Origin of the sequence: Streptomyces sp. NPDC127197, from assembly GCF_042672405.1 — a bacterium.
GTDB classification, from domain to species: Bacteria; Actinomycetota; Actinomycetes; order Streptomycetales; family Streptomycetaceae; genus Streptomyces; species Streptomyces flavusporus.
In genome coordinates this window covers 205,302-214,115 of the sequence record NZ_JBHXVG010000015.1, presented here as the reverse complement: position 1 = coordinate 214,115, position 8,814 = coordinate 205,302, and the positions used below count along the sequence as shown (strand labels likewise).

At 72.0% G+C, this 8,814-nt stretch carries 10 protein-coding genes; 3 read left to right on the top strand and 7 right to left on the bottom strand.

Annotated elements, in window-relative coordinates; all coding sequences use genetic code 11:
* Window positions 1-151 precede the first annotated feature (151 nt).
* From ACFVJQ_RS24200 to ACFVJQ_RS24175, 6 genes are all read right to left on the bottom strand, one after another.
* Window positions 152-1,186, bottom strand: a complete 1,035-nt coding sequence (locus tag ACFVJQ_RS24200) for a glycoside hydrolase family 6 protein (protein WP_385510124.1) — start codon at window positions 1,184-1,186, stop codon at window positions 152-154.
* Between the two features lie 118 nt (window positions 1,187-1,304).
* On the bottom strand, window positions 1,305-1,970 hold the full coding sequence (locus ACFVJQ_RS24195; RefSeq protein ID WP_385510123.1) for a class F sortase: 666 nt from the start codon (window positions 1,968-1,970) through the stop codon (window positions 1,305-1,307).
* A 6-nt stretch (window positions 1,971-1,976) separates the two neighbouring features.
* Window positions 1,977-2,513: a hypothetical protein gene (locus ACFVJQ_RS24190; RefSeq protein WP_385510121.1), complete on the bottom strand. Its 537-nt coding sequence runs from the start codon at window positions 2,511-2,513 to the stop codon at window positions 1,977-1,979.
* Between the two features lie 105 nt (window positions 2,514-2,618).
* Entirely contained in the window at window positions 2,619-3,398 is a 780-nt protein-coding gene (locus ACFVJQ_RS24185) for an HAD-IIA family hydrolase (RefSeq protein ID WP_385510120.1), read from the bottom strand.
* Between the two features lie 139 nt (window positions 3,399-3,537).
* Window positions 3,538-4,323 (bottom strand): hypothetical protein, encoded by a 786-nt coding sequence (locus ACFVJQ_RS24180; protein WP_385786705.1) that lies wholly within the window; start codon window positions 4,321-4,323, stop codon window positions 3,538-3,540.
* Window positions 4,324-4,739: 416 nt separating this feature from the next.
* Complete coding sequence (locus ACFVJQ_RS24175; protein ID WP_385510118.1) at window positions 4,740-5,858, bottom strand: ROK family transcriptional regulator; 1,119 nt, start codon at window positions 5,856-5,858, stop codon at window positions 4,740-4,742.
* Between the two features lie 47 nt (window positions 5,859-5,905).
* Here ACFVJQ_RS24175 and ACFVJQ_RS24170 point away from each other — a divergent pair, with 47 nt between their 5' ends.
* The 3 genes from ACFVJQ_RS24170 to ACFVJQ_RS24160 all read left to right on the top strand — a co-directional run bounded on the left by ACFVJQ_RS24170 (window position 5,906) and on the right by ACFVJQ_RS24160 (window position 8,471).
* Window positions 5,906-6,994 (top strand): Gfo/Idh/MocA family oxidoreductase, encoded by a 1,089-nt coding sequence (locus tag ACFVJQ_RS24170; protein ID WP_385786702.1) that lies wholly within the window; start codon window positions 5,906-5,908, stop codon window positions 6,992-6,994.
* Window positions 6,995-7,014: 20 nt separating this feature from the next.
* A complete protein-coding gene (locus ACFVJQ_RS24165; RefSeq protein WP_385786731.1) occupies window positions 7,015-7,506 on the top strand; it encodes a heme-degrading domain-containing protein in 492 nt (163 codons plus the stop codon).
* 89 nt (window positions 7,507-7,595) lie between these two features.
* Complete coding sequence (locus ACFVJQ_RS24160) at window positions 7,596-8,471, top strand: LLM class F420-dependent oxidoreductase (RefSeq protein WP_385786699.1); 876 nt, start codon at window positions 7,596-7,598, stop codon at window positions 8,469-8,471.
* Window positions 8,472-8,541: 70 nt separating this feature from the next.
* On the opposite strand, the gene ACFVJQ_RS24155 is transcribed toward ACFVJQ_RS24160, so the two are convergent.
* On the bottom strand, window positions 8,542-8,814 hold a 273-nt coding region (locus ACFVJQ_RS24155), incomplete at its 5' end, for a hypothetical protein (RefSeq protein ID WP_385786696.1).

Below are 8,814 nucleotides of genomic sequence, written 5' to 3'. Positions count from 1 at the left end.
GTTTTTTTTTTTATACCCTCTGGTTTATGGGTTGGTGGGGCCCTTGCGGGGGGGCCCGCCGCCGGGGGGGGGGGGGGGGGGGGGGGTTGCCCCCGGGGGGGGGGGGGGCCCCCCCCGGGGGGGGGGGCCCCCCCCAGCTGCGTACCGGACGCTACTCGCTCGCCTGCGCCAGCTTCAGCGCGTACTCGGGCCACCACTCGCCCGCCTTCGGACCGCCCTTGCACTCGCCGTCCGACTCTCCCGGGCGCTTGACCCACAGGTACGCGTCGACCAGAGGGTCGGCGGTCTTGGTGCTCGGGGTTTCGCCGAGGGCGCGACCCGGCGGGTTGCACCAGCGTTCGCCCGGGTCGCCCTCGGTGTAGGGGCCGTTGCCGTTGCGGCTGGTGTCGATCACGAACGGCTTGTTGCCCACCTTGGCGGAGAGCTCCTTGCCGTACGCGATGGAGTCCTCGGTCGTGTAGAAGTTGGAGACGTTGACCGAGAAACCGTCGGCCTGGTCGATGCCCGCCCACTTCAGGGGCTCGAAGATCTGGTCGGGCTTGCCCCAGCCGGCGTTGCCCGCGTCCAGGTAGACCTTGGTGTTCTTCAGGGACTTGAGCTTGGTGATGGCGCCGTTGAGCAGGTCGTAGCGCTCCTCGTGGTACTCACCGGGTGTGCAGTTGTCCACCATGTGCAGCACCGCGTCCGGCTCCAGTATCACCGTCGCGTTGCGGTCGCCGATGCCCTTGGCGACGCTGTCGATGAACGCCCGGTAGGCGTTGCCGTCGGCGGCGCCGCCGCCCGAGAACTGCCCGCAGTCGCGGTGCGGGATGTTGTAGAGGACGAGCAGCGCCGTGCGGTCGGCCTCGGCCGCCGCCTCGGTGAAGCCGCGGGCCTGCTCCTCCGCGTTCTCCGGGCTGAGCCACTCGCCGGTCGGCTGCTGGGCGATCTTGCGGATCGTGTCCGCCTCGGACTCCTTGCCGCTCTTCTCGTAGTCGGCCACCTGCTGGGCCGCGGTGCCGTCCGGGTTGACCCAGAACGGCGCGGCGTCCTTGGGCTGTTGGGTGATCCCGGCGCCCGTGCCGCCGGTGTCGCCACCGTCGCCGTCGCCGTCTCCGTCGCCGGAGGAGCATCCCGCGATCAGCAGCGCCGCCCCCAGCGCCACCGCGGTCGCCCGCACTCCGGTCACCCCCCTGCTGCGGTACATCCAACTCCCCCTTGGGTGCACTGTTCCAAGTCTCAATCCTGACATACGTCGCGCTGCCCTCACGAGGTCGCCCGCGGCCTTGTCCGTGAGCTGTTACGTGCGGGCCAGGAAGGCAGACTCAGGGACCGGTGCCCGTGAGGTAGGCCGACACGACCACGTTGGCGGTGTAGCTGCGGCTGGCCCGGTCGTAGGTGCCGCCACAGGTGATCAGCCGGAGCTCGGCCCGCCCCGACTTGCGTACCCCGTAGGCCTGTTGGGCGTCGAAGCGGTCGCGGGAAAGGACCTGGATGTCGTCGACGGTGAACTCGGCGACCCGGCCGTCGGCGCGGACGACCCGGATGGTCTCGCCGGGCTGCAGCGCGCTGATCCCGTAGAAGACGGCGGGCCGGGTCTTGGTGTCGACGTGGCCCACCATCAGCGCGGTGCCGACCGCGCCCGGCTTCACCCCGGCCGCGTACCAGCCGACGACGCCCGGCTGGTCGTACGGCGGTGGATCGATCGCCCCCTGCGCGTCGAGACCGCGGGCCACGACGGGTGCCTGCACGCCCAGGCCGGGGATGTCGAGGCGCTGCGGCAGAGCCGCGGTCAGGGGCTTGGCGGCGGGCGGCAGCTCCGCCGTGGGCGGCCGTCCGACGGCCGCCATGTCGCCGGTGACGGGCTCGGATATGCCGTGCCGTACGTCGGTCACCTCGCGGCCCCACAGCCACAGCCCGAGCAGCAGCACCGCCCAGGCCACGCCCATGAGCATCCGCCCGGTGCCGGAGAAGTGTTCCCGGTCGGACATGGTCGCTCAACCCGTCCTACGGCTCCGGCGGGTGCCGCGCAGGACGACGGCCACCGCCGCGGCGCCCGCGAGGACCAGGCCGGTCACCGTGTGTGCGGTGTTCGGGCCGGTCGCGGCGGTGTCCACGGACGCGAGGTGGGCGGTCCCGCCGCCGCCCGCCTTGACGGGGGCGACCGGCGAGGCGGGCGCACTCGGCGCGGCCGAGGCGTTGCCGATGGTGAGGTGCGACTTCATCGACTTGGACTTGTCGCCACCACAGATGACCTGAACCTCGTAGCGGCCGGGCCCCACCATGGAACGGACGCGGGTCTCGCCGGCCAGCGTGCCGTCACCGCCGGTGAGCTCGGCGTCGGAGACGAACGCCTTCGAGGCCGCGGTTCCGGTGGTGCCGGTGCAGCCGGTGGCCCGCAGCGCGAGGTCGCTGCCGGGCCCCGGGGTCGAGGGGCTGACCGAGACACCGCCGTCCGCCGCGCTTGCCGTCGGGGTGACCGCGGCGACGGCGGCCAGGACGCCGGTACAGAAAGTGAGTCGCAGTGAACCCATCGTGAACCTCCAGACACTCTGGAGACTCCCCCGCGCGGCCCGGCCCCGCATCCTCGGCGGGGTCCGGACTACGCCGTACGGGTGGGTTTTACCTCCGGGTCGGTTTCAGACGCGATCCACAAGATCGGCAATGGAGTCCACGACCTTCGACGGCCGGTACGGGTACACGTCGACCTCACTCGGCTGGGTCACTCCGGTCATGACGAGGAAGGTCCGCATACCGGCCTCGAGCCCTGCCAGTACGTCCGTGTCCATGCGGTCGCCGATCATGGCCGAGGTCTCCGAGTGGGCCCCGATCGCATTGAGCCCGGCGCGCATCATCAGCGGGTTCGGCTTGCCGACGAAGTACGGCTTCTTGCCGGTCGCTGCGGTGATCAGAGCTGCGACGGCGCCCGTGGCGGGGAGCGCACCCTCGGTCGAGGGTCCCGTCTCGTCGGGGTTCGTGGCGATGAACCGGGCGCCGTTGTTGATCAGGCGGACCGCCTTCGTCATGGCCTCGAAGGAGTAAGTCCGGGTCTCGCCCAAGATGACGAAGTCGGGTTCGTGGTCCGTCAGGATGTATCCGATCTCGTGCAGGGCGGTCGTCAGACCCGCCTCGCCGATGACGTACGCGCTGCCGTTCGGCCGCTGGTCGTCGAGGAACTGCGCGGTGGCGAGGGCTGAGGTCCAGATGTTCTCGATCGGCACCTCCAGGCCCATGCGGTTCAGCCGGGCGTGCAGGTCGCGCGGGGTGTAGATCGAGTTGTTGGTGAGGACGAGGAACGGCTTTCCGGACTCGCGCAACTTCTTGAGGAAGGCGTCGGCGCCGGGGATGGGTACGCCCTCGTGGATGAGCACACCATCCATGTCGGTGAGCCATGACTCGATGGGCTTGCGGTCTGGCATGTGCGTCGATCACTCCTGGCATGCGTACGAGGCGAGCGGGGGCGCCGGAACCACGGCGTACCGACGCCCCCAGGGTAGTCAGGAGTGGCTGATCCTGACCCCGCCGATCACGACTCGGACCACGGGACGACGCAGGTGCTCAGCGGCGCCTCCGCACCAGCACCAGGGTGCAGCCCGCGGCGACGAGCAGTACGGCGGCGGCGCCGAGCGCTCCCCGCGTGGTGCCGAGGCCGGTACGGGCGAGCTCGTCGGCGAACGACAGCTGTCCGTCGGGGGTGGGGGTGGATCCGGCGCTTGCGGGGGCGGTGGGCGTGCCGGAGTCGCTACTGGATTCGGGTTCGGGTTTGGGTTCGGCGCTGGATCCGATGTCGGGCTTGACCTCGACGCGGAAGCGGTAGTCGTTGGACTGGCCGACCCAGTCGCCGTCGTTGTCGCGCCGTTGCACGACCGCGGCGTTCGCGGTGATCTCGTTCGGTACGGCGTCGGAGGTCAGCGCCAGTCGCACCCGCACGGTCAGGGTCCGGCCGGGCGGCACGGTGAACCCCGCGAAACCGTCGAAGGCGCCGACCAGCTCGTCCTCGTCGGTCCTTTCGAACCGGACGGGGTGCGGGCGGGCCTTCTCGTAGAACTCCAGCTTCGGCTGCGTCGGCGTCAGCGTCCGCCCCTTGTCGACGAGGACGACGACCGGATGGATGCCGGTGCAGGTGCGGGCGGTGCTGTTGGTGAGGTCGATGGACCAGGTGCCGTAGCCGCCGCCGGCGTCATAGGAACCGGGGCCGCCGTGGATACGGGTGGTGATCGGAAAGTCACGGCCACCGGACCCGGCGGCACAGCCAGGAGCCGACCCGGAATACGCCGGACCGGCAACGAACAGCACGGCGGCTGAGGCCGCCGTACAGAGGGACACGGGCGTACACAGTCGCATGAACACATGACCATCCCGGACGGGACCCGCCACGGGGCGACGCCACTCCGCAGGGCCCGCCAACTCCGCCCGATCAGCGGACGTAGCCGCGGGCAGACCCACCCGCGCAGCTGCCAGCGCGCGTGCCCGCGTAGCTGCGGGCAGCCGCACCCGCGCAGCCGCGGACGCGCGTGCCCGCGTAGCTGCGGGCAGCCGCACCCGCGCAGCCGCGGACGCGCGAACCCGCGTAGCTGCGGGCAGCCGCACCGCCGTAGCTGCGGGCAGTCGTGCCGCTGGGGCGGCACGGGTGGGCGCAGCGGCACCCCGCCCGCGCGGGCAACCAAATCGCCCCCGACGCTCCCTTCAGCGGAGCGCACCGGCACGGGTGGGCGCAGCGGCACCCCGCAACGCGGGCAACCAAACCACCCCCGACGCCCCTACGCGTCCCCCCGCCCGAACAACGGCCCCAGCAGCAACTGCGCCGCCCCCTCCGCAACCCCCCGCGCACCCCCGCCGGCCAGCCGAACCGGCACAGCCTCCTCCCCCGTACGCCGAGCCCGCTCCTCCAACACCCCCGCAACCCCCCGCACAAACCGCTCCGGCTCCCCGGCCACAACCCGCCCACCCAACAAAATGAAGTCGATATCGAGCAGCGCCACCAAATTCCCCGTCCCCACCCCCAACACCCGCGCCGCCTCCTCCACATCCCCCCGCCCCACAGCCTCCAGACACAACGCCTCGACGCACCCCCGGTTCCCGCAACTGCACAACGGCCCGTCCAGCTGAACGACCTGATGCCCGAACTCCCCCGCCCCCGTCCGGGCCCCCCGATGCACCGCGCCCCCGATCACCAGCCCCCCACCAAGCCCCGCCCCGAAGTGCAGATACGCGAACGACCCACCCTCACCCCCGACCGCAAGCCCCAGCGCCGCCGCGTTGGTGTCCTTGTCGACGACAACCGGCACCCCGAGCTGCAACGCCAGCACGTCCCGCAGCGGAAACCCGTCCCACTCCGGAAACCCGGTGACCCGATGCAGCACACCCCGGACGTGATCCAGCGGCCCGGGCAGCGCGACACCGACCCCGAGGACCGTGTCCGATGGCCGTTCCGCCAGCAGCGCCGTCACCTCCCGCACCACCTCCGCGAGCACGGCCTCCGCCCCCGCCCCCAGGTCCAGCGGAGCGCTCCGCTCCGCGACCACCGCCCCCGCCAGATCCACGAGCACCGCCCGCAGCTCGTCCCGGTCGAGATGCACCCCCACCGCATGCCCGGCTCCCGGCACCAGCCGCAGCACCGTGCGCGGCTTGCCCCCGGTGGACACCAGCCGCCCGGCCTCCGTCGCCAGCCCGTCGGCCCGCAACCGCGCGGTGATCTTGCTGACGGCCTGCGGGGTCAGCCCGGTCCGCTCTGCCAGCTCGAGCCGGCTGATGCCGTCCGCCCCGGCGCGCCGCAGCAGGCCGAGGACGAGCGCCGCGTTGTGGCTGCGCAGCACCAGCAGATTCGCGCCCGCCGCCCGCACCGAACCCCCCGTGGTCGTCCTGTTCACGCCACCCATTCTCCTCACCGCTTGCACTTTGGCAACAGCGTTGCGAAAGTGGACCCATGACCGGACGCATCACTGGAACGACGGGTACCCCCCTCCGGGTCGGCCTCATCGGCTACGGCCTCGCGGGCTCCGTCTTCCACGCCCCCCTGATCGGCGCCACCGAAGGCCTCGCCCTCGACACGGTGGTCACCTCGAACCCCGAGCGGCAGGAGCAGGCCCGCGCCGAGTTCCCGGACGTACGGGCCGCCGCCACGGCGGAGGAGCTGTTCGACCGGGCCGACGAGCTGGACCTGATCGTCATCGCCTCCCCGAACCGGACGCACGTCCCGCTCGCCACCGCCGCCCTGAAGGCCGGTCTCCCGGTCGTCGTCGACAAGCCGATCGCGGGCACCGCGGCCGAGGCGCGCGAACTGGCCGCGCTGGCCGAGGAACGCGGCCTGCTGCTCTCCGTCTTCCAGAACCGCCGCTGGGACAACGACTTCCTCACCCTGCGGGGGCTGCTCGCCGAGGGCGCGCTGGGTGACGTATGGCGCTTCGAGTCCCGCTTCGAGCGGTGGCGGCCGCAGCCGAAGGGCGGCTGGCGGGAGTCCGGCGACCCGGCGGAGATCGGAGGTCTCCTCTACGACCTCGGCAGCCATGTCGTCGACCAGGCCCTGGTCCTGTTCGGCCCCGCGGCCTCGGTGTACGCCGAGTCGGACATCCGCCGCCCGGGCGCGGAGACGGACGACGACACGTTCATCGCGATCACGCACACCAGCGGCGTCCGCTCCCACCTCTACGTCTCCGCGACGACCGCCCAACTCGGCCCGCGTTTCCGGGTGCTGGGCTCGCAGGCCGGCTACGTGAAGTACGGCCTGGACCCGCAGGAGGCGGCACTCAAGGACGGACAGCGTCCCGGTCCCGGCTGGGGCGAGGAGCCCGAGTCGCTGTGGGGCCGTATCGGATCCGGCGAGTCCCCCCTGACCGGCGGCGGCCGCCCCGAGCCGACCCTGCCCGGCGACTACCCCGCGTACTACGCCGCGGTGGCCGCCGCCCTGCGCGACGGCGCCGCCAACCCGGTGACCGCCCTGGAGGCGGCCGCCGCCCTCGACGTACTGGAAGCGGCCCGCCGTTCGGCCCGAGACGGAGTGACGGTGACCCTGTGACGAACTCGCACAAGCCCGCGATGACCCCGAAGATCACTCCGGAACTGACGCCCACGGTCGAGGAGTTGGAGGCGCAGGAACGCCGTCTGGTGTTCCGCGGGTTCACCCACGACGACGCCTGGGCGCTGGGCTCGCTGCTGGTGGAGCTGGCCCGGGAACGGCAGGCCCCGGTCGCCATCGACATCCGCCGGGCCGGCCAGCAGCTCTTCCACGCGGCCCTGCCCGGCTCCACCCCCGACAACGACGCCTGGATCGACCGCAAGCGCCGGGTCGTGGAGCGCTACGGCTCCGCCTCCTACCTCGTGGGCGCCCGCTGCCGCGCCAAGGGCACGACGTTCGAGGAGTCCTCCCGCCTGGACCCGGACATGTACGCCGCGCACGGGGGCTCCTTCCCGATCACCGTGGAGGGCGTCGGCGTGATCGGCACGGTGACGGTGTCCGGTCTGCCGCAGCTGCAGGACCACCGGTTCGTGGTGGAGGCGCTGGAGCACTACCTGGGCGACCAGGCCTGACACCCGTCCGGCGGGATTAACGCGAGCGGCCCTCCGGTTGGCACTACCGTCACCAGCACCAGCCGTCACAGCCGGAGGGACCGCAACCGATGAACGACGTCGCAGCCACCGTGAAGCAGAAGGTGGGCCGGTACGGCATCTGGAGCATCGGCCTGCGCTCGGAGGACCCGGACCGGCGCAGCGAGCTCGCCGAGGCCGCCGCCGAACTGGAGGAACTCGGTTACGGCGCCCTGTGGCTGGGCGGCAACAGCACCGCCCGCAACGCCGCTCCGCTCATCGGGGCCACGTCGAGGATCGTCGTCGGCACCAGCATCCAGAGCATCTGGCAGCAGGAGGCCCGCGACAGCGCGGCCGCCTACACCGACCTCGAGTCGGCCCACCCCGGCCGCTTCGTGCTGGGCCTCGGCGTCAGCCACGCCAAGCTCGCCGAGCAGTACCGCCGCCCGTACTCGTCGCTGGTCGCCTACCTCGACGCCCTCGACACCGCCGGAGTGCCGGCGGACCGCTGCGTCCTGGCAGCGCTGGGCCCGAAGACGCTCGAGCTGGCCCGCGACCGGGCGGCCGGCGCAATCCCGTACCTGGTCACGGCGGAGCACACGGCGCAGGCCCGCGAGATCCTGGGCGAAGCCCCGCTCCTCGCCCCCGAGTTGAAGGTCGTCCTGGAAACGGACCCGACCCGCGCCCGCACCCTGGCCCGCGCCTACCTCGCCATGTACCTCGCCCTCCCGAACTACACCAACAACTTCCTCCGCCACGGCTTCACCGAGGCCGACTTCGCGGACGGCGGCAGCAACCGCCTCATCGACGCGGTGTTCGCATGGGGAGACGACGACCACATCCTGGACCGCATCAAGACCTTCCAACAGGCGGGCGCCGACCATGTGGCGCTCCAGGTGGTCGCCGGCGGCCCGAGTGACGCCCTGCCGCGGGAGGAGTGGCGGAGGCTGGCTGACCTACTGGGCTAGCTAGCGCATACCAAACGACCTCGGCCCGCCGACTGCGAGGGTCGGCGGGCCGAGGTATGGGACGGGCGAACTACCCGACTGGCGCCACAGCCTCATCTAGCACCACAGGCTCAGCGCCTTCCTCGGCACCGGCCTCAGCGCCTTCCTCGGCACCGGCCTCAGCGCCCTCCTCGGCACCGGCCTCAGCACCTTCCTCGGCACCGGCCTCAGCACCTTCCTCGGCACCGGCCTCAGCACCTTCCTCGGCACCGGCCTCAGCGCCCTCCTCGGCACCGGCCTCAGCACCTTCCTCGGCACCGGCCTCAGCGCCCTCCTCGGCACCGGCCTCAGCACCCTCCTCGGC

Excerpts from the sequence above, each read along its gene's own strand:
- ACFVJQ_RS24200 (WP_385510124.1), bottom strand. The coding sequence starts at position 1,186 with ATGTACCGCAGCAGGGGGGTGACCGGAGTGCGGGCGACCGCGGTGGCG.
- ACFVJQ_RS24170 (WP_385786702.1), top strand. The coding sequence starts at position 5,906 with ATGACCGGACGCATCACTGGAACGACGGGTACCCCCCTCCGGGTCGGC.
- ACFVJQ_RS24195 (WP_385510123.1), bottom strand. The coding sequence starts at position 1,970 with ATGTCCGACCGGGAACACTTCTCCGGCACCGGGCGGATGCTCATGGGC.
- ACFVJQ_RS24160 (WP_385786699.1), top strand. The coding sequence starts at position 7,596 with ATGAACGACGTCGCAGCCACCGTGAAGCAGAAGGTGGGCCGGTACGGC.
- ACFVJQ_RS24175 (WP_385510118.1), bottom strand. The coding sequence starts at position 5,858 with ATGGGTGGCGTGAACAGGACGACCACGGGGGGTTCGGTGCGGGCGGCG.
- ACFVJQ_RS24165 (WP_385786731.1), top strand. The coding sequence starts at position 7,015 with ATGACCCCGAAGATCACTCCGGAACTGACGCCCACGGTCGAGGAGTTG.
- ACFVJQ_RS24190 (WP_385510121.1), bottom strand. The coding sequence starts at position 2,513 with ATGGGTTCACTGCGACTCACTTTCTGTACCGGCGTCCTGGCCGCCGTC.
- ACFVJQ_RS24185 (WP_385510120.1), bottom strand. The coding sequence starts at position 3,398 with ATGCCAGACCGCAAGCCCATCGAGTCATGGCTCACCGACATGGATGGT.
- ACFVJQ_RS24180 (WP_385786705.1), bottom strand. The coding sequence starts at position 4,323 with ATGCGACTGTGTACGCCCGTGTCCCTCTGTACGGCGGCCTCAGCCGCC.